18 protein-coding genes are annotated in these 20,845 nt (G+C 41.3%); 15 read left to right on the top strand and 3 right to left on the bottom strand.

The annotated features are described in order from the left end of the window. Positions 1-73 precede the first annotated feature (73 nt). The 12 genes from MKX52_RS04505 to MKX52_RS04560 all read left to right on the top strand — a co-directional run bounded on the left by MKX52_RS04505 (position 74) and on the right by MKX52_RS04560 (position 14,935). Positions 74-490, top strand: a complete 417-nt coding sequence (locus tag MKX52_RS04505) for a VOC family protein (protein ID WP_151020760.1) — start codon at positions 74-76, stop codon at positions 488-490. An 87-nt stretch (positions 491-577) separates the two neighbouring features. Further along, complete coding sequence (locus MKX52_RS04510; protein ID WP_012009396.1) at positions 578-1,495, top strand: AEC family transporter; 918 nt, start codon at positions 578-580, stop codon at positions 1,493-1,495. A gap of 32 nt (positions 1,496-1,527) precedes the next feature. Next, positions 1,528-3,120, top strand: coding sequence for a PucR family transcriptional regulator (locus tag MKX52_RS04515; protein WP_088004477.1), 1,593 nt, complete (start codon positions 1,528-1,530; stop codon positions 3,118-3,120). A 244-nt stretch (positions 3,121-3,364) separates the two neighbouring features. After that, positions 3,365-4,705: an aspartate aminotransferase family protein gene (locus tag MKX52_RS04520; protein ID WP_342491561.1), complete on the top strand. Its 1,341-nt coding sequence runs from the start codon at positions 3,365-3,367 to the stop codon at positions 4,703-4,705. A 171-nt stretch (positions 4,706-4,876) separates the two neighbouring features. Then, complete coding sequence (locus MKX52_RS04525; RefSeq protein WP_034663739.1) at positions 4,877-5,434, top strand: glycerol-3-phosphate responsive antiterminator; 558 nt, start codon at positions 4,877-4,879, stop codon at positions 5,432-5,434. 213 nt (positions 5,435-5,647) lie between these two features. After that, positions 5,648-6,463 carry an MIP/aquaporin family protein gene (locus MKX52_RS04530; RefSeq protein ID WP_012009400.1) on the top strand — a complete coding sequence of 272 codons (816 nt, stop codon included), beginning with the start codon at positions 5,648-5,650 and terminating at the stop codon, positions 6,461-6,463. A gap of 15 nt (positions 6,464-6,478) precedes the next feature. Then, the gene (gene glpK, locus MKX52_RS04535; protein WP_012009401.1) at positions 6,479-7,975 is read left to right on the top strand and encodes a glycerol kinase GlpK; all 1,497 of its coding nucleotides are present in this window, start codon (positions 6,479-6,481) and stop codon (positions 7,973-7,975) included. A 139-nt stretch (positions 7,976-8,114) separates the two neighbouring features. After that, positions 8,115-9,776 carry a glycerol-3-phosphate dehydrogenase gene (glpD, locus tag MKX52_RS04540; RefSeq protein WP_342491562.1) on the top strand — a complete coding sequence of 554 codons (1,662 nt, stop codon included), beginning with the start codon at positions 8,115-8,117 and terminating at the stop codon, positions 9,774-9,776. Positions 9,777-10,109: 333 nt separating this feature from the next. After that, positions 10,110-11,855 (top strand): phospho-sugar mutase, encoded by a 1,746-nt coding sequence (locus MKX52_RS04545; protein ID WP_119124627.1) that lies wholly within the window; start codon positions 10,110-10,112, stop codon positions 11,853-11,855. A gap of 151 nt (positions 11,856-12,006) precedes the next feature. Then, complete coding sequence (locus MKX52_RS04550; RefSeq protein WP_119124628.1) at positions 12,007-13,152, top strand: GAF domain-containing sensor histidine kinase; 1,146 nt, start codon at positions 12,007-12,009, stop codon at positions 13,150-13,152. Beyond that, the gene (locus tag MKX52_RS04555) at positions 13,149-13,799 is read left to right on the top strand and encodes a response regulator transcription factor (protein WP_003212112.1); all 651 of its coding nucleotides are present in this window, start codon (positions 13,149-13,151) and stop codon (positions 13,797-13,799) included. Before MKX52_RS04550 ends, MKX52_RS04555 begins: the two co-directional genes overlap by 4 nt. A 251-nt stretch (positions 13,800-14,050) precedes the next feature. Next, positions 14,051-14,935: a GNAT family N-acetyltransferase gene (locus tag MKX52_RS04560; protein ID WP_342491563.1), complete on the top strand. Its 885-nt coding sequence runs from the start codon at positions 14,051-14,053 to the stop codon at positions 14,933-14,935. Between the two features lie 35 nt (positions 14,936-14,970). Here the strand turns inward: MKX52_RS04560 and MKX52_RS04565 are convergent, their stop codons facing one another. Further along, entirely contained in the window at positions 14,971-15,219 is a 249-nt protein-coding gene (locus MKX52_RS04565; RefSeq protein ID WP_024426598.1) for a YhdB family protein, read from the bottom strand. A gap of 227 nt (positions 15,220-15,446) precedes the next feature. Here MKX52_RS04565 and MKX52_RS04570 point away from each other — a divergent pair, with 227 nt between their 5' ends. Continuing rightward, positions 15,447-15,731 carry a YqzG/YhdC family protein gene (locus tag MKX52_RS04570; RefSeq protein WP_254112732.1) on the top strand — a complete coding sequence of 95 codons (285 nt, stop codon included), beginning with the start codon at positions 15,447-15,449 and terminating at the stop codon, positions 15,729-15,731. A 143-nt stretch (positions 15,732-15,874) separates the two neighbouring features. Here MKX52_RS04570 and MKX52_RS04575 read toward each other — a convergent pair whose 3' ends face one another. Together MKX52_RS04575 and MKX52_RS04580 are read right to left on the bottom strand one after the other, a co-directional pair. Next, the gene (locus MKX52_RS04575) at positions 15,875-17,350 is read right to left on the bottom strand and encodes a catalase (protein ID WP_342491564.1); all 1,476 of its coding nucleotides are present in this window, start codon (positions 17,348-17,350) and stop codon (positions 15,875-15,877) included. Positions 17,351-17,510: 160 nt separating this feature from the next. Beyond that, the gene (locus MKX52_RS04580; RefSeq protein ID WP_012009410.1) at positions 17,511-17,942 is read right to left on the bottom strand and encodes an Rrf2 family transcriptional regulator; all 432 of its coding nucleotides are present in this window, start codon (positions 17,940-17,942) and stop codon (positions 17,511-17,513) included. A 183-nt stretch (positions 17,943-18,125) separates the two neighbouring features. Between MKX52_RS04580 and MKX52_RS04585 the strand changes: the two genes are divergently transcribed. Together MKX52_RS04585 and MKX52_RS04590 are read left to right on the top strand one after the other, a co-directional pair. Then, the gene (locus tag MKX52_RS04585; protein WP_342491565.1) at positions 18,126-19,325 is read left to right on the top strand and encodes a globin domain-containing protein; all 1,200 of its coding nucleotides are present in this window, start codon (positions 18,126-18,128) and stop codon (positions 19,323-19,325) included. Positions 19,326-19,400: 75 nt separating this feature from the next. Continuing rightward, positions 19,401-20,816 (top strand): SpoVR family protein, encoded by a 1,416-nt coding sequence (locus MKX52_RS04590; protein WP_041815326.1) that lies wholly within the window; start codon positions 19,401-19,403, stop codon positions 20,814-20,816. Positions 20,817-20,845 lie beyond the last annotated feature (29 nt).

Consider the following 20,845-nt stretch of genomic DNA (forward strand, 5'->3'; position numbering starts at 1 on the left):
AATGGCCAAAGGGATGCTGGAGAAAAAGCTGAATATACTGAAAGGAGATTATGTGTTCAAGAAGGGGAGGAACATGGGGCGACAATCTAAACATCTGTATATCAATTTGCCGGTAAATCATGTGAAGGAATCAATCGCTTTTTTTGAGCAGCTAGGCTTTGAATTTGAGGAGCAGTTTACGAATGATCAGGCGGCCTGTATGGTCATTGATGATGCGATCACTGTCATGCTGTTGTCTCTTAGGCATTTTCAATCCATTTCAGAGAAACAATTAGTGGATGCAAAAAAGGCATCAGAGGTGATTATCTCTATGCGCGTGCATTCACGAGAAGAGGTCGATGATCTTGTTGAACAGGCAATAGCGGCAGGCGGTTCACCTTTTAAGGAAAAGCAGGATCATGAGTTTATGTATGGATGGAGCTTTCAGGATCTAGATGGTCATTTGTGGGAAGTATTTTATATGGATGAGGAAAGAAGCGGCCTTTCATAAGGGTGCTTCTTTTTTATTGTTTATCAGTGGTATGATAATGAGGAGCAGAAGGAATCTGGAATACAACTAGAGAAAAGTAGGTGCAGCATGGAGTTTTTACTTGTCTTACTGCCAGTGTTCGGCATATTCCTGATCGGGTATATCGGGCAGAAGGCGATTGGTTTTGATATACATACGCTCTCAACAATGTCTTTATACTTAATGTCACCATTTCTTGCGTTTGAAACCTTTTATCAAAACAAAGTGTCGATGGACTATGTATATCTATCCATTTTTGTTGTCGGGCTTTGTCTTGCACTTATTTTATGTGTCTTTATTTTATCTCGTATTTATGGGTATTCGAATGAAACGTATTGCGCCATGATTCTGTCGTCAGCTTTTATGAACAATGGAAATTATGGTACGCCTGTTGTGCTGCTTGTCTTTGGAGCAGCAGGTTTGGATATTGCCATCGTATTGATGGTGCTGCAGCAGCTTGTCATGAGTACAATCGGCATGTATTATGCAGCAAAGGGCGGAGAGGATGCAGGAGATGGCAAGGTCGTCTTGAAAAAAGTGCTTCGTATGCCAGTTGCTTACGGGGCGCTCATCGGTCTATTATTTCAGCTGATTGACCTTTCATTACCTAAAGAGCTGATGACGGGTATTCAGCTTGTTGGAAATGCTGCCATACCAACGATTATGCTTATTTTAGGCATGCAGCTTGCAGTGATCTCTTTTAAACAAGTGGATTATCGCCATATTTCTTATGCTGTTTTGCTGAAGCTGTTTATCTCCCCACTCATCGCATTTGGCTTTACGCTTATTTTACCGGTAGACGATATGGTGAAACAAATTATGATCTTAGTGGCAGCCATGCCGACAGCAGCAAATACAACGCTGATGGCTGTACAATTTCGAACGAAGCCTGAGTTTGTCTCAAGCACGACATTTCTCAGTACCATCTTAAGTATCGTGACATTACCAGTTTTATTATGGATTTTATCCATGCACCCTCTGGGATAGGGGATAGGCGGCAAACAAAGGGGGACATATGAATGAATGTAGATGTTCATTTCCAAGTGAGTGACGTGTTGAAAACGAAGCATTTTGCGCATGCAAAAGTGCTAGCAGGGGAAAAAGGGTTGTTTCGGCAGGTCAAATGGATACATGTGTTAGAAGTGCCTGATGTAGAGGATTTGTTAAATGGAGGCGAGCTGATATTAACGACAGCCGCAGGCTTCCATGATCAACTGGATGTGTTTCAAGCGTTTTTACGTCAATTGATTGATTCAGGGGCGGCCGGCTTGTGTATTGAATTTGTTCCGCTAAGATTTGAAGTGCCGAAAGAATTACTGACTTATGCAGAAGAAAGGGATTTTCCGCTTATTCTGTTTACAAAAGAAGTGAAGTTCGTCAACATCACACAGCACCTTCATACGATGATGATCGAGCGTCAGTATCAAATGATGGCTGATTTAGAAGCACTATCATCAAAGCTGAATGAGCTTTTACTGACCCCGCATCCGCAAATGGATATATTGGATCAAGTGTATCAGCACGTAAGGGGGATTCTTTTACTCCTCCCTGTTCAAGGCGAGCCGATTATTTTATGTGATTCTTCCAAACAAACCGAAGAACTGGTCATGAATTATTTGCAGTTTGCTTCCGTGCCAAAAGGATACGAAGTGACACAAAAACAAGTGCTTGCGCTCAAGCAAACATTTGCAGATCTTGTGCTCATTCATCAAGCAGACACGCTCTCAGAATTCGAACTGCTAGTCATGGATAAAGGAGCGAATGCTCTAGCCCAGCAAACATTAAGAGAACTTTATACAGAAGAGGTAAAGAAGACAAAGGAAAATGAATGGCTGCAAAAATGGTTCCAAGAAGAGCATACAGAACAAGAGATCATAGAGCACCTTGAAGAAACAGAAGGTGTGAAAAAGCCAACTGGCTGTGTAGTCTTGCTCTTTCAAAAGCATCATGAAATGGAAGAAATCGCAGGGAACCTTTACTTTCTTGTCTCTTGCCGCTCCATTTTTCAGCGTGCTGGTTTCCATCTGATTGCATATGACCATCAAGGGCAAACCTTGTTTATTTTATTAAACACGAGAAAGAAAGAGGACTGGAAAGCGCGTTCAGAAAAGGCTGCAAACGACATCAAACAATTGTATAACCGGGAGCAGCCCCGGGGAACCGAGATCAATTTTGGTATCGGTCAATATTGTGAAAAGTTTCAGCACATGAGAAAAAGCTTTCAAGCAGCCAAAGAAGTGCTGCATTTAAAAAAAGTGATGCCTCAGCGGGTGGAAAGTCCATTTTATCAAGATCTACATATGCTCCGTCTCATGCCGATGATGAAGGAAAGCGGTCTGCTTGAATGTATGGTGAAAGAGTATTTAGAGCCCGTGATTGTATACGATAATCAAAACAGCGGAAGACTCTATCAAACGCTGAATATCTTTTTACAGACAAATGGTTCTAAAAAAGAAACCGCAAGCCAGCTTTATATTGTCAGACAAACCCTTTATCATAGACTGGATAAATTGCATGCCTTGCTTGGTGAGGATATGATGCAGGCGCCGAAACGACAGGCGCTTGAATTTGCGATCCTTGCTTATGAATTCCTGCAAGGAAATCGACGTTAGCGGGTTTGCCAAGGTATCAAGAAAAGTGTCTTATGATGGTGTTCAATCAGTTGACGATCTGTCTAATGTATTCAGCCTGACCCCTTTTTTATAATGAGAGTAACGATTGGTTCTCTTTTACAGGCGTACTAGTGCCAGTTTCATAAGCCTCACGTTTCATCCATATAATGAATGGAGAGGCAATGTGGTGCTGAACTGGTCTAAGCTTCTTTATTGATGAAAACGGATACATGGGGGCGGGAAGATGAAAATACATGAGCAGGCTCAAAATCTTCAGGCAAAAGATGATCAGTTGATCTGGCATCATATGAAAGGGACAAACAAGGACAATGAAAGTATGGTCATTCACGAGGCAGAAGGCGCATGGGTGACAGATATTCATGGGAATCGCTATTTAGACGGAATGTCAGGTCTTTGGTGTGTAAATGTCGGATATGGCAGGAAAGAGCTTGCGGAAGCGGCGTATAAGCAATTAAAGACAATGCCTTACTATCCGCTCACACAAAGCCACGTACCGGCGATTCAGCTGGCTGAAAAACTAAATGAGTGGCTTGGCGGTGATTATGTCATCTTCTTTTCTAACAGCGGTTCTGAAGCCAATGAAGCCGCATTTAAAATGGCCAAACAATATCATGCACAAAAAGGAGAGAGTACAAGGACAAAATTCATCTCTCGGTATCGGTCGTATCACGGCAATACAGCAGCAGCTCTTGCCGCAACCGGTCAAGCGCAGCGTAAATATAAATATGAACCATTAGGTCAGGGTTTTATTCATGTCGCACCGCCTGATATGTATCGTCACCCTGAGGATCAAGAGAATCTGGCAAGTGCAGCAGCAATAGATCAAGCCATGACGTGGGAACTAAGTGAGACGATAGCTGGGGTCATTATGGAGCCGATCATTACAGGCGGAGGTATCCTAATGCCGCCAAAAGGGTATTTGAAGAAGGTCAAAGACATCTGTGAATCCCATGGAGCGCTTCTCATTGTAGATGAAGTCATCTGCGGATTTGGCCGGACAGGGAAGCGGTTTGGTTTTATGCATGAGGAAGTAAAGCCGGATATTATCACTATGGCAAAAGGGATCACAAGCGGCTATTTACCGCTTTCTGCAACGTGTGTGAAACGAGAAATCTATGAAGCCTATGCAGGAGAAGATACGTATGACAGACTGCGCCATGTGAATACATTTGGCGGTCATCCTGCTTCCTGTGCGGTGGCACTTGCCAACCTAGAGATAATGGAAAACGAGCAATTAGTGGAACGGTCCGAGACGCTCGGCCGAGATATGCTTGAACGTTTGCAAGAGTTAAAAGAACACCCATTTGTCGGAGATGTCAGAGGAAAAGGTTTGCTGTTTGGCATTGAGCTTGTTCAAGATCAACAAACCAAGAAACCAGCTGAACCTCATGTCGTTGGTCAATTGATTGCTGAATGTAAAAAACGGGGGCTGATTATCGGGAAAAATGGGGATACAGTGGCCGGCTTTAATAACGTTGCCCAGCTTGCACCGCCGCTGAATATAACAGATGATGACGCCTCATTTATCATCAATACATTAAAAGAAAGTATGGCACAGCTATAGCAGAGAGACTTCTCTGCTTTTTTTATGGAATAAAAGTTTGATTTTCATCATTTTGAGTTAGTTATAGGAAGAAGATGCGAGATGAAAGCGGTATTGGGCACACTACGTGTATTGAAAAATAGAAGAGTTTCTATTACTGTTAGGAGAAGACACTTTTGAAGGAGACGGCTTATGAGTTTTCATGATCAACCCATTTTACCTGCTGTTCGCAATATGAAGCAATTTGAGGAATTTTTAAAAAGTCCATTTACATATGGTGTTTTACTTGATGTTCACTTAGGCCGGCTGAAGGGCATCATGAATGAGGCAAATGCTCATCACAAAAAAATGTTTGTCCATGTCGATCTCATTCACGGGATTAAACATGATGAGTATGGGACCGAATTTATTTGTCAGGAAATGAAGCCAGCAGGAATTATTTCTACTAGGTCTTCTGTCATAGTAAAAGCCAAGCAAAAAAAGGTATATGCCATTCAGCGAATGTTTTTACTTGATACGAGCGCCATGGAAAAAAGCATGGAGTTCGTTGGGAAACATCGTCCGGATTTTATTGAAGTATTACCGGGCGTCGTGCCAGATTTAATTACAGAAGTGCGTGAGCGAGCTGGGATCCCGATTTTTGCAGGCGGATTTATCCGTACAAAAGAAGATGTAGAAAGAGCGCTTGAAGCAGGCGCTACAGCTGTGACGACCTCAAATACCACCCTCTGGAAAGCGTTCCAAAAGTGACAAGATAAAATGTGAATATTTATTGACAACGTTTTCATCCTCTGATACTATAGCACTAAGTTAATATCATGTGATGGAGAAACGGAGATCCACAACAACGCTTTACTAGGTGACAAATGACCCTGATGTAAAGTATGTTTGTTGTGGATCTTTTTCTTTATCTTTTCTACACATTCATAGGGGATGGCAACTGAACCAGAGGAGGAATTTTTCATGACACCATTTTGGGGAGAAGTCGTAGGTACAATGCTGCTCATTATTTTTGGAGGCGGCGTGTGTGCGGCAGTTAATTTAAAGAAATCACTCGCATATCAATCCGGTTGGATTGTAATCGCTTTCGGATGGGGATTTGCAGTAGCCATTGCAGCATATGCAACTGGTGGAATTAGCGGAGCGCATTTAAACCCCGCACTCACCATTGGGCTTGCGCTAGAAGGAAGTTTTCCTTGGGCTGATGTTCCAATGTATATTGTTGGTCAAATGCTTGGCGCATTAATAGGAGCTACTATTGTCTTTTTACATTACTTACCGCACTGGAAAGCAACAGATGATCCAGGTGCAAAACTAGGTGTATTCTCAACTGGTCCTGCGATTCCGCATACTTTCGCAAACGTACTTAGTGAAGTCATCGGTACATTTGTATTGGTTCTAGGAATCTTAGCGATTGGTGCAAATAAATTTGCAGACGGAGTCAATCCGCTGATTGTTGGTTTCTTAATTGTTGCAATTGGACTTTCTTTAGGTGGAACAACTGGTTATGCAATTAACCCTGCTCGTGATTTAGGTCCGAGAATCGCGCATGCGATCTTGCCGATTCCAGGGAAAGGCCCATCGAACTGGAAGTATGCTTGGGTACCAGTCGTTGGTCCAATTTTAGGCGGCGCATTTGGCGGTGTTTTCTACAATGCAGCCTTTAAAGCGAACGTCACTCCAGCCTTTTGGATTGTAAGCGTTATTTTGATTGTGGTATTGTTAGGACTCTATGTCTCTACGAAAAACCAAACAAATGCTGTAAATGAAAGTATGTAAGGGGAGGAAAACATCATGACAAAAGAAAAATATATTCTTGCATTAGATCAAGGGACAACAAGCACAAGAGCGATCTTATTTGATCAAGAAGGCAAAATTGCACATACAGCTCAGAAGGAATTTAATCAATACTTTCCGAACCCAGGCTGGGTAGAACACAATGCAAATGAAATTTGGAGCTCTGTTCTATCAGTCATTTCAACTGCTTTAATTGAATCAGGAATTGAAGCAGATCAAATCGCTGGTATCGGAATTACGAACCAGCGTGAGACAGCGGTTGTTTGGGATAAACATACAGGCGCACCAATTTACAATGCCATTGTTTGGCAGTCAAGACAAACGTCTGGCATTTGTGAAGAGTTAAAAGAACAAGGACACAATGAAACGTTTAGAAATAAAACAGGGCTTCTCATTGATGCTTATTTCTCAGGTACAAAGGTAAAATGGATCTTAGACAATGTTGATGGTGCCCGTGAGAAAGCAGAAAATGGCGACTTACTGTTTGGTACAATTGATACTTGGCTGATTTGGAAGATGACAGGCGGTAAATCACACGTCACAGATTACTCTAATGCGTCAAGAACATTAATGTTCAACATTTACGATCTGAAATGGGATGAAGAATTACTTGATATCCTTGGCGTACCGGCTTCAATGCTTCCAGAGGTGAAACCATCTTCACACATTTATGGTGAAACAACAGACTATCACTTCTTTGGCAGAAATATTCCGATTGCAGGAGCCGCGGGAGATCAGCAGGCTGCTTTATTCGGTCAGGCTTGCTTTGAAGAAGGAATGGCGAAGAACACATATGGTACAGGATGTTTCATGTTGATGAATACAGGGGAAAAAGCCATTAAGTCGGATCATGGTTTATTAACGACGATTGCATGGGGCATTGACGGCAAAGTTGAATATGCTTTAGAAGGAAGTATTTTCGTTGCTGGCTCAGCGATTCAATGGCTGCGTGATGGACTCAGAATGTTTAAAGACTCGAAAGACAGCGAAGCTTATGCAGAGCGAGTTGAGTCAACAGATGGCGTATACGTCGTTCCGGCATTCGTTGGTCTAGGCACACCATATTGGGATAGTGATGTCAGAGGCGCTGTATTCGGGTTAACACGCGGTACTTCTAAAGAGCACTTTGTCCGTGCAACGTTAGAATCACTTGCTTATCAAACGAAAGATGTGTTAGATGCGATGGAAAAGGATTCAAACATTTCATTAAAAACATTGCGTGTTGATGGCGGAGCTGTAAAGAATGATTTCTTAATGGGCTTCCAAAGTGATTTACTGGATGTGCCTGTAGAGCGTCCAGAAATTAATGAAACTACGGCACTCGGTGCGGCCTATCTTGCGGGAATAGCAGTTGGCTTCTGGAACGACCGTTCAGACATTGCAAAACAATGGAACCTTGACAAGCGCTTTGATCCTAAGATGGAAGAAGGCAGCCGTGACTCGTTATACAGCGGGTGGAAAAAGGCTGTAAAAGCAGCTCAAGCTTTCAAATAAACCAAAAGTATGATATACTTTAAGTAAGTTAATAGAACGGTTGGAGAACTGGAGAGACCGCAGGCACTGAAGTGTAGAAATACGCTTTGGGTGTTTGCGGTCTCTTTTTCTTTACCGTACAACATGGGAGGAACAAGAGATGACTTTTTCTAGCTTAGAAAGAGAACAAATGCTGCAGGAAATGACAAAAAAACCATATGATGTGTTTATCATTGGTGGGGGTATTACAGGCGCGGGTACAGCACTTGATGCGGCTTCACGAGGAATGCGCGTCGGTCTTGCAGAAATGCAGGATTTCGCAGCAGGTACATCTAGCCGCTCAACGAAACTAGTGCACGGTGGACTTCGTTATTTAAAACAATTTGAAGTAAAAATGGTCGCAGAGGTCGGTAAAGAGCGTGCCATTGTATATGAAAACGGTCCTCATGTGACCACACCAGAATGGATGCTTCTTCCGATGCATAAAGGCGGCACATTCGGTAAATTTTCAACATCCATCGGGCTGAGAGTGTATGACTTTTTAGCTGGTGTTAAGCATAATGAACGCAGAAGCATGCTAAGTGCAAAGGAAACACTTGCAAAAGAACCGCTTGTGAAAAAAGACGGCTTAAAAGGCGGCGGCTATTATGTTGAATACCGTACGGACGATGCACGCCTCACAATCGAAGTGATGAAAGAGGCTGTGAAATTCGGAGCAGAAGCGGTCAACTATGCGAAAGTAAAAGAATTTATTTATGATAAAGGCAAAGTGGTCGGTGTTGTCATCGAAGATGTCATGACGCAGAAAACCTATGATGTATATGCGAAGAAAATTGTCAATGCGACAGGTCCATGGGTCGATCAGCTAAGAGACAAGGATCACTCAAAAGAAGGGAAGCACTTACAGCATACAAAAGGGATTCACTTAGTATTCGACCAATCAGTCTTCCCGTTAAAACAAGCGATCTACTTTGACACACCGGATAAACGGATGGTCTTTGCGATTCCAAGAGAAGGTAAAACGTACGTTGGTACAACCGATACAGTGTACAAAAAACAGCTGGAACATCCGCGTATGACAAAAGCAGATCGTGACTATGTGATCAAAGCGATTCAATACATGTTTCCTGATCTCAATATTACAGAAAACGATGTTGAATCTAACTGGGCTGGTCTTCGTCCACTCATTCATGAAGAGGGCAAAGACCCTTCAGAAATTTCTCGTAAAGATGAAGTGTGGACATCATCTTCAGGCTTAATCACCATTGCTGGTGGTAAATTAACAGGCTACCGCAAAATGGCTGAGCACATTGTAAATCTTGTACGTGATGGACTGAAAGAAGAAACAGGCAAAGACTTTGGACCATGTAAAACAAAGCATATGCCAATTTCAGGCGGTCACGTAGGTGGATCTAAAAATATGGCTGCCTTTGTCCAAGCGAAAACAGCAGAAGGAGCAGCTGTTGGTCTAACAGAACCAATTGCTCAAAAACTGGCCGAAAAATATGGCTCAAACGTTAGCAGTCTCTTCAAGCGTGTAGATCAGCTTCAAGGTGAAGCAGACAAACGAAAGATTCCAGCGTATGTACTGGCAGAGCTTGTCTATGCAATTGAAGAAGAATTAGCTGTTACTCCTGTCGATTTCTTCTTAAGAAGAACAGGAAGCCTACTATTTAATATCAACTGGGCAAAAAAATATGCACAGCCTGTCGTTGATTATATGGCAGAGCGTTTTGGCTGGGATGAAGCAGTCAAACAGAAGCTTCAAACAGAATTAGATCAACTATTCCATGAAGCAGTTGTACCGCTTGATGCTGAATAAAAGAAAAAGCCGATCATATATCGGCTTCAGCGTGTAGACAAACCCTCGCATTCGTTGTCAGTCCTGCGTGCTGGTGCTCACGAATGTCAAATTCGCTCCGCGCCAGTACTCGTCCTTCCTAGATTGCAAAGGTTTTCTATCACGCTGAAAAGAAGACAAAGAGCTAAAATAAAGATCATTTTAGCTCTTTGTCAACAACCTGAAGCCGATCATATATCGGCTTTTTTTATTTGTTCATCATATTTTTAGATATAGCATGACATTAAGGGTGATTAGATATAAAATAAAAATAGATATTATTTATATTTGATGGAGATATATAGGAGGAAGACCATGAATTGGAAGACGAATTATGAGCGATGGATCAATGAGAAGCACCTGAATACTGAGCTAAGGGAATGGCTGGAGGCACATCAAGATGATCAACAAGCACTTGAAGACTGTTTCTACAAAAACCTTGAGTTCGGCACTGGAGGAATGCGTGGAGAGATTGGTGCTGGCACGAATCGAATGAATGTGTACACGGTTCGTAAAGCATCAGCAGGTCTTGCTGCGTATATTGCGAAACATGGAGAGGATGCAAAAAGAAGAGGCGTCGCCATTGCATACGATTCACGCCATAAATCGCCTGAATTTGCGATGGAAGCAGCTAAGACTCTTGCCACGCAGGGCATTAAAACATACGTATTTGACGAACTGCGTCCAACACCAGAGCTTTCCTTTGCTGTTCGTGAGCTGAATGCATTTGCTGGGATTGTCGTAACAGCAAGTCATAATCCACCAGAATATAATGGCTATAAAGTATATGGAGAAGACGGCGGACAGCTGCCGCCATTTCAAGCAGATCAAGTCATTCAGGAAGTAGATGCAATAGAAAATGAACTGTCGATTTCAGTTGATTCAGAAGAAACGTTAAAACAACAAGGGCTGATCAACATGATCGGAGCAGAAATCGATCTTGCTTATATTGAAAAATTAAAAACCATCAGTGTTCACCCTGAGCTGGCAGATGAAGTCGATGTTAAAGTCGTTTTCACCCCACTTCATGGTACGGCCAATCAGCCTGTCCGAAAAGGGCTTCAAGCTTTAGGCTATCAACATGTGACCGTTGTGCCTGAACAGGAAAGGCCAGACCCACAATTTTCAACAGTGACATCGCCAAATCCAGAAGAGCATGCCGCATTTGAATATGCTATCAAGCTTGGCGAAAAGCAAAACGCTGATATTCTTATCGCAACAGATCCAGATGCGGATAGATTAGGTATTGCGGTCAGAGATCATGATGGCGAGTTTACCGTCTTAACAGGCAACCAAACAGGAGCCTTATTGCTCCATTATTTATTGTCTGAAAAACAAAAACTTGGTCAGCTGCCGCCTCGTCCTGTTGTGATGAAAACGATTGTTACAAGTGAGCTTGGGCGTGCAGTTGCTTCCGCATTTGGTGCCCATACGATTGACACACTGACCGGCTTTAAATTTATTGGAGAAAAAATCAAGCAATTTGAAGAGAGCGGAGAATACACGTTTCAGTTCGGTTACGAAGAAAGCTATGGCTATTTGATCGGTGACTTTGCCCGAGATAAAGATGCGGTGCAAGCAGCGCTGTTAGCTGTCGAAGTCGCTGCTTTCTATAAAAAACAAGGCAAGTCCTTGTACGATGCGCTTGTTGATATTTTCAAGGAGTTTGGATTTTACCGAGAAGGGTTAAAGTCGTTAACCTTAAAAGGAAAAGAGGGAGCAGAGCAAATTTCAGCGATCCTTCATACCTTTAGAACAAATCCGCCAGCTGCTATCGCGGGTCAGCGCATCACTGTCATCGAGGATTATCAATCAAGTCAAAGACATCTCGTAGCTGAAAAAAAAGAAGAAACCATTCACCTGCCAGCATCAAATGTGCTGAAATATTTCCTTGAGGACGGCTCGTGGTTCTGCTTAAGGCCTTCCGGCACTGAGCCTAAAGTGAAATTTTATATTGCTGTCAAAGGTACATCTTTAACAGATAGCGAAGAAAAGCTGAAGCATTTGTCAGAAGAAGTGATGAAAGTCGTTTATGAGATCGTGGAAGAAACAGCTAAATAAACAAACAAGGCCATCGTGTGAATGCATGATGGCTTTTTCTCCATCAAAAGGATGAGAAAAAATCATCCTTTTAGAGAAAGAACCGGCAGAATGCTCATGATATAATGAGCGTAATGAAAAGAGAAGGCAGAAAATGCCGGGGGTAAACAGAATGGGAGAATATCAAGAGAAGGTTGAAACATTAAAAACGTTAAAAGAAATTGCTGAAAAGCTGAATGAAGGCACTGAAATGAAAGATACGCTTCATGAAGTGCTCCATATGCTGATGGATGTCACAGGCTTTCACTCCGCATGGATTTATTTTATAGAAAAAGATGGCTCATACGAACTGATGGCAGAGGTTTCCTTACCGGAAGCGCTGGCAACGCATCAAAAAGAGCTCATGTGCCAAAACGATTGCTATTGCATCAATCGATACACAAAAGGTTCACTCCAATCAGCCACAAACATTATGAATTGTAAACGCATCGAAACGGCGATGAAAAAGCAACTTGGGGATACTGAAGGTATTACGCATCATGCGACAGTTCCACTCAAAGCATGTAAGCGTACATTCGGATTATTGAATGTGGCAGCAAAGGGAAAAGTCACATTTACGCAAGAAGAATTGAACTTGCTTGAAAGCATTGCGCTTCAAATTGGTACGGCCATTCAACGAATGAAGCTTGTGCAAAACGAACATCAACATGCTCTTTTGGAAGAAAGAAACCGGCTTGCACAGGACTTACATGATTCCGTCAACCAAATGCTATTTTCTGTTAGTCTGACTGCTAAAGCTGCTCGTCAAATGACTAATGATCAGAATCTAGGGGAAATGATTGATTTTATTCAGCATTTGTCACAAGATGCCTTGGTTGAAATGCGCTCACTCATTTGGCAGCTAAGACCAAGAGGACTTGAAAAAGGATTCACAACAGGAATCCAAGAGTACGCAAAACTTTTAGGATTACGCTGTACATTATCGTTATCAGGCTGCATAGAGATGGATCATTCACAGCATGAAACGTTGTTTCGAGTATGCCAGGAAGCGCTGAATAATTGTCAAAAACATGCGGAAGTAGAGGAAGTCAAAGTTCAGCTTGAACAATCAAAAGACACGTTTGAGATGAAAATTATCGACCACGGAAAAGGATTTCAGTATGACGAGCAAATGAACCTGCCTTCACTTGGTCTGAAAGGGATGTCTGACCGCATCAAAAGAGCGGGTGGAACATTTTGTATCGAGTCTGAGCTCGGTAAAGGAACCACGATTCAAGTGAAGGTGCCATTTTCTCAAGAAAGGAAGGGGTCGTCATGAGAGTTGTCATTGCAGATGATCATCATATTGTGAGAAAAGGGCTTGTGTTTTTCCTCCAGACACAGCCTGACGTTGAAATCGTTGGTGAGGCTTCTAATGGAGAAGAAGCATTAGAAATTGTTAGACAAACGCGGCCTGACATCGTTCTCATGGACCTATCAATGCCTGTAATGAATGGCATTGAGGCAACGAAACAAATGACGCTGGAAATGCCTGATACCCGCATTGTGATCCTGACAAGCTATGCGGATAAAGATTATGTTATTCCCGCCATTCAAGCAGGGGCAAAAGCCTATCAGCTCAAGGATGTAGCACCAGAAAAACTCCTTACGACCATGATTGACGTACAAAAAGGCACCTATCAATTAGATGGTCATATCACCAATTTCCTTGTGCAGCATTTGACTGAGCCAAAAGAGCAAAAATGGGAGTTAATGAAAGAGCTGACCAATAGAGAGCGAGATGTCTTATTCGAAATTGCAAAAGGGAAAAGCAATAAAGAAATTGCCTCATCCTTGTTCATTTCTGAAAAGACTGTCAAAACGCACGTATCTCATGTATTATCAAAGCTAGAGCTGGCAGATCGTACCCAAGCGGCTCTTTATGCAGTGGATTATCAAAAAAGTCAGCCTAAAGAGCTGCTATAACAGAAGGGAATTTAGTCGTTATGCTAAAACTTTTAAGCGCACATTCAGTTCAATGAATTGAATAAAAAGAGCACGGTAGCTGGTTTATTTAACGTGCCCTTTTGCGTGAAAAGAGAAGCATATTCAGTCTAATTTCTATGAGATAAACGTTAAAAGACTTGATGAGTATATGCTCATCAAGTCTTTTTTTATTTTGAAGGAGGTGATAAATCGGCTGACTAAAGGTGAAATGATAAAAGGAGGAAATGAGCATGGAGACATATGAATTAGTGAGTGATTATCGCCATAATGACAAATTGAAAGAAAGCTTTAATCAGTTAGCGATCGATACATTTGATGTGGATTTTAGTGACTGGTACAAAAGAGGATACTGGGATGAGAAATATATTCCTTATTCCTTTGTCCATCACGGGAAAGTGATCTCAAACGCTTCCGTTTATCTCATGTCACTGATCATTGATGGAAAAACGTATCGAGCTGTTCAAATTGGCACGGTGATGACGGATCAAGCTCACCGCAACAAGGGATTAGCATCAAAGTTAATGCAGCACATTATGGATACGTACGAACATGATTGTGATTTGATTTTTCTTTTTGCCAATGAAACTGTACTGGATTTTTATCCGAAATTTGGCTTTACCCGTTACCACGAAAGTGAATTTAGTCTCGATATCGGCAAAAGTGCCATTCGAATAAAAAAGAACGTGCGTCTCAAGCAGCTGACATTGGATCATGACCTGCCATTACTTGAACAGTTCGCAGAAAAACGCCAAACCGATTCAATGAAATTAGATGCTAAGGATCATGGCAGCTTATTGATGTTCTACTTTACATTAGTTTGGCCGGATGCCATTTTCTATATTGAAGCGTTGGATACGATTGTTCTGATGAATGAAGAAAATGAAACCATACATGTCTTTGATATCATTTCTTCAGAGCCACAAAATATAGAGGAAGTTGTTGCACATATTGTGGGTGAAACGACGAAAAAAGTGATGTTCTATTTTACACCTGATACGTCAATTGATGGCTTACATGCGGTGATGGCGCCAAATGACGAGGATGCGCTGTTTGTTTATACAAAAAAAGATTGGGTCAAAGGCCACTTTATACTTCCAATCACTGCGCACTGCTAAATGTATGTAAAAAGGCTGATGATCAGCCTTTTTCTTTATGTGTACATCGGTTGTGAATAAACTTCAGAAGCAGCAGCCTCTGAAGCATGGTCAATGTACTGCAAGAGCCCATATAAACATTTTTCAACATCAGCATCGTTCCGGTTAAATTGATACGCGTGTAAGAAATGCTCAATACGTTTCGAGAGCAAGTCATCTTGCGTACGTACCATAAGAATAAGTAAATTATCCCACTGCGAGCGATGCGTATAATAAAGTGCTTTATCATAATCCGCCACATTCATTAAACCTTCTCCTTTCCCTTGAGAAGTCCTCATTAGTTTGCTCGGAACATATCGACATTTTCAGGGGAAAAGTTGGTGTCCGCATCAATCGTGTACCGGGAATTATAGGCTGAATAAATGCTTCATGTATGAAAATGGATCGATCAGCAAAACATAAACAAAATATACATGAAAGTGAGATCAATGATATTATGCAGCCGAAATGGTGGGTGCCTTTTGCAGCGGCAATGGTTTTGTTTGGCAGTTTCATGATCCATCCTGCAACAAATGCAGCGACGCAGCCTGCTGAAAATTGGGAAAGACTTGCGTACACAGCGTTGCAAGAGGAATATGAAGGCGCCTCTTTAAACGATTATCAATATATCGGGCGTACACAAGTAAATGAAGATCAGACAAAGGATGTCTTTCGCGTCACCGTGAAGGAAGGCTCAGCACTTTTTGCTGCGCATGCAGAAATCTATTTTCACCCGATCACCGGTCATTTGATTAGTATTAACGTTTTCCGGCTATAAAAAAAGCACCTCTTTATTAGAGGTGCTCCAGCGTGTAGACAAACCCTTGCATGCTTGTGCTCAAAGAATGTCTATCATGCTGAAAAGTAGACAAAAGGCTAAAATCAAGATTATTTTAGCCTTTTGTCAATATTCTTAAGCCATTATTTCATGTTTCCTTGAAGGTATGAGCGGATATCTACGCCAAGTGAATCGGCTAATCGTTGTCCGTAATCTTCATCTGCACGATAGAAGTTGCAGATCGCAAGTAATTTTGTTTTATCATTTACGTCTTTCAGATCAGCTGTTAGGTTTTTGATCAATGCTTGTTTCTCTTCTTCTGAGTAGCTTCGATATTTTTCCCCAGCTTGTTTGAAATCGTTTGGTTTTTCAATTTTTTGTCTCACCATACGATCACCGTGAAGGACTTGTTCACTTTCCTTGTAGTGAGGGTTTTCTTTTGGCTGATCATCGTAACGGTTTGGTTCATAGTTAATATGACCGCTTGGACGAGTCGTTGTCATAAAGCCATCCTGCTGATTATTGTGTACAGGTGCATAAGGACAGTTCACCGGAATGCGCATATAGTTGGCACCAAGACGATGACGCTGCGTATCTGGATATGAGAACAGACGACCTTGAAGCAGTTTATCTTCAGATGCTTCAATTCCTGGAACAAGTGCACTTGGTGTGAAAGCAGATTGTTCTGTTTCAGCAAAAAAGTTCTCAGGATTGCGATTCAGTGTCATGCGTCCTACTTTTTGAAGCGGGTAATCTTCTTCACTCCATGTCTTTGTTGGATCACATGGATCATAATCAAGATCATCATAATCGCTAAGCGGCATCAACTGGACATATAAGTCCCATGCTGGGAAATTGCCATTTTCAATGCGGTCATATAAGTCTCTTGTTGCATGCTGGAAATCATTCGCTTGGATTTCTGCTGCTTCTTCCATTGATAAATTACGAATACCTTCTGAAGGTCTCCAGTGATATTTCACATATTTTGTTTCTCCATATTTGTTGACCCATCTAAATGTATGCACACCAGAACCGCGCATTTCAGCGTAGTTCGCAGGAATTCCTTCATCAGAGAAGAGCCATGTGAGCATATGAGTGGATTCAGGTGTTAAGGTCATAAAATCCCAATAACGGTCAGGATCTTGGATATTCGTTACAGGATCTGGTTTGAGAGAGTGAACCATATCAGGGAATTTCAATGCATCACGTATAAAGAAGATCGGCAAGTTATTACCAACTAGATCATAGTTGCCTTCTTCTGTATAAAATTTGACAGCAAAGCCGCGCGGATCACGCAATGTTTCAGGTGAACCTTTAGGATGAATAACGGTAGAAAAGCGAACAAAAACATCTGTCTGTTTTCCTTCTTCACTTAAGAAGGCAGCTTTTGTATGTTTCTCCATGCTATTTTCAACTTCAAACACACCATAAGCGCCGGCTCCTCTTGCATGAACAACACGCTCTGGAATGCGTTCACGATCGAAGTGTGCAAGTTTTTCAATCAAATGGTAATCATCAAGAAATGTAGGACCGCGGTGACCAGCTGTTCTTGAGTTTTGATTATCGCCAACAGGTACGCCTTGGTTCGTTGTCAAATTTTTATGATTTGAATTTGTCATTCTTTTTCTCCTCCTGTAAACAAAAAAATAGTATCTAGCAATCTATATACCCTAATTATATTGAATCAAACATGATAGTCAATATCTATTTATAATAATTTTAAATTAATTATTATTACAAGAAGGTAAAGAAAAAGACGAAAGAATAGAATTCTTTCGCCTAAAGGAGGAGCTCTCTAAGAGCATCTTTGTTTTGAGTTAAATCTTTTAATGTGTATTGGTCAAGAACGCGCAAGTAAGCAGAGAGTGCTTCATGAAGTACATGCTTTAATGAACAAATCGGAGAGATGATACAGCTGTTTTTCCTAGGATCAAAGCATTCAACCATGACTAAATCATCCTCTGTATAACGGACAACCTCTCCAATGTTAATGCTTTCTGGGCTTTTCCCAAGCCTAATCCCGCCATTTCTTCCACGGATCGTTTCTACATACCCGCGTTTTCCAAGATGATAAATCACCTTTGTCAGATGATTTTTAGAAATGTCATAAACATCGGCGATCTGCTGAATATTTGACAGTTCATTGTTCTCTCTTGATGCTAAATAAATGAGTACTCTTAATGAGAAATCGGTATAATTCGTTAGTTTCATTTTGACGACCTCTAAACCTGATAGAGTTTTGTATCATCGTAACACATTTTAGACAAAAACTGTTCGAGAAAGTGTTAAATGTGACAACATTTAAAACATGTATTATAAATATTGCTTTTATAAGTTGTCATCCGTTACGATAAAGATGTATTTAAAATACACCTTTTGAAAGAAGGAATGACGATGTTATCTAAAGATCAAATGAATGCTATTAAACAATCAGCCCCTCTATTAAAAGCCGAGGGAACCAAACTTGTGACTGTTTTTTATCAAAATATGATTCGTCAGCATCCAGAGCTACTCAATCAATTTAATAAAACAAACCTCATGAATGGAAGTCAGCCAGAGGCGCTTGCTGCAACACTATACCAAGCTGCACTGCACATCGATCGATTAGAAGAATTACTCCCTGCGGTTAAACAGATCGCCCATAAGCATGTCAGTGTGATGGTCAAAAAAGAGCAATATCCAATTGTCGGATATCACCTAATTGAAGGAATGAAAGAAGTGTTTGGTTTAACGGAAAAAGATGACACGCTTTTAGCTTGGAAGGCGGCATATGACATCATTGCGAATATCTTTATTACGATTGAAGCAGAAATGATGGAGGAGAATGTAAAACAAATAGGCGGATGGTCAGATGTGAAACCGTTTGTGATTAAGAAAAAGGTACAGGAATCTCCAGCGCTGATCTCCTTTTATTTAGTACCAGAAGATGAATCAGAGCTGCCGATGTTTGAAGCCGGTCAATATATTACGGTTCAGGCAGATATGCCAGGTGAGGCTTATATGTGCAGTAGACAATACAGCTTATCAGATCAGCATCATCCATCTTATTACCGCATCACAGTGAAGCGCGATGGTCATGTGTCTACATTTTTGCATGATGAAATGGAAGAAGGAGACGTTCTTCAAGTGAGTATGCCGCAGGGAATGTTCTGCTTGCAAGAAGACACAAAAGAGCCTGTTTATTTCATTAGTGCTGGTTCTGGCGTCACGCCAATGATCGGTTTATTGAAAACAGCAGCGCAAAACAGTCATCCATTTACAATGATTCATGCAGATCGATTAGAGGATGTGACCGCCTTTGAACATGAATTTGAAAGCGTTCTATCATCAGCTCCGCATGGCCGCATCCTCTTATGTAATGAACAATTTGCGCAGTCTGGTAAGGGAGAACTTGTTGAAAAAGAAGCTTCCCGCATTGACCGTTCATTCCTTCAATCAGTGGTTGGAGAAGGGAAAGGTCAATTTTATCTATGCGGTTCCCCTGTGTTTACCGAAGAGATGATTCATATACTAAAAGAGCTGGGAATTCCAGAACAGAATATTCATTTCGAATCATTCGGCGGGCAATCCACAAAAGAAATGGAAGTCGTCTAAACGAATGCTGAACATCATGTTTTTTTAGATGCGCTCATATAGTAGGGATAAGTCCGATGAGGAGGGATGGTTTCCTTGAGCGTATCTGAAAAACGTCTTTTACAAAAAGCCATTGATGAAATTACAGAAATTGCAGAAGGATTTGGTCTAGATTTTTATCCGATGAGATATGAAATCTGTCCCGCTGAAATTATTTATACGTTCGGTGCATACGGAATGCCAACACGATTCAGCCACTGGAGCTTCGGGAAACAATTTCATAAAATGAAGCTTCATTATGATTTAGGATTAAGCAAAATTTATGAGCTGGTCATCAATTCAAATCCTTGCTATGCCTTTCTACTTGATAACAACACGCTTGTTCAAAATAAATTAATTGTGGCTCATGTATTGGCACACTGTGATTTCTTTAAAAATAATTGCCGTTTCCAAAACACAAAACGAGACATGGTAGAAAGCATGTCAGCAGCGGCAGAGCGAATCAAAGAATATGAGCATCTTCATGGAACAAAAGAAGTTGAATCTTTTTTAGACGCCGTATTGGCTCTCCAGGAGCATATTGATCCGTCTCTTGTTCGCTCAAAACTAAGCTGGAATATCGGCGATGAAGAAGAATATGAAGATGACCAGCCAAAGCGCCAGACGCCGTATGATGATTTGTGGGGGATGGATGAGCCCAAAATACGTGAGAAAAAGAAAATCGTCAAGCCATTTCCACCAAAGCCGGAAAAAGATATTTTACTCTTTATTGAGGCGCACTCCCGGGAGTTAGAGCCATGGCAGCGTGATGTTCTCACGATGCTGAGGGAGGAAATGCTCTATTTTTGGCCACAGCTAGAAACAAAGATTATGAATGAAGGTTGGGCATCGTATTGGCATCAGCGGATTATGCGAGAGCTTGATTTGGATTCAAGTGAATCGATTGAGTTTGCCAAATTAAATGCTGGCGTTGTGCAGCCGTCAAAAACAGGCATCAATCCTTACTATTTAGGTCTGAAGATTTTTGAAGATATCGAAGAGCGCTACGATAATCCATGTGAAGAATTAACAAAAGCAGGGGTGACAAAAGGATCAGGCCGCAGCAAAATGTTTGAAGTCAGGGAGATTGAATCAGATATTTCCTTCATACGAAATTACTTAACAAAAGACCTTGTGATGAGAGAAGATTTGTACTTGTTTCAAAAACAAGGGAGAGATTACAAAGTCATCGATAAAGAATGGAAGGCTGTTCGTGATCAGCTAGTCAGCATGAGGGTCAATGGCGGCTTTCCTTATTTGACAGTGATGGATGGCGACTATTTAAAAAATAATGAACTTTATATTAAACATTGGTATGAGGGGATTGAACTAGATCTGAAATACTTAGAAAAAGTACTTCCTTATTTGCATCAACTATGGGGAAGAAGTGTGCATATCGAATCCATTCTTGAAGGAAAAGAAGTCATGTTTTCGTATGATGGAAAAGGAGTTCATAGAAAATATCTCGCATAAAAACAAAAAGATGTCTCTGAGCAGACATC

Source organism: Bacillus sp. FSL R5-0422, assembly GCF_038610765.1.
Classification (GTDB): domain Bacteria; phylum Bacillota; class Bacilli; order Bacillales; family Bacillaceae; genus Bacillus; species Bacillus pumilus_O.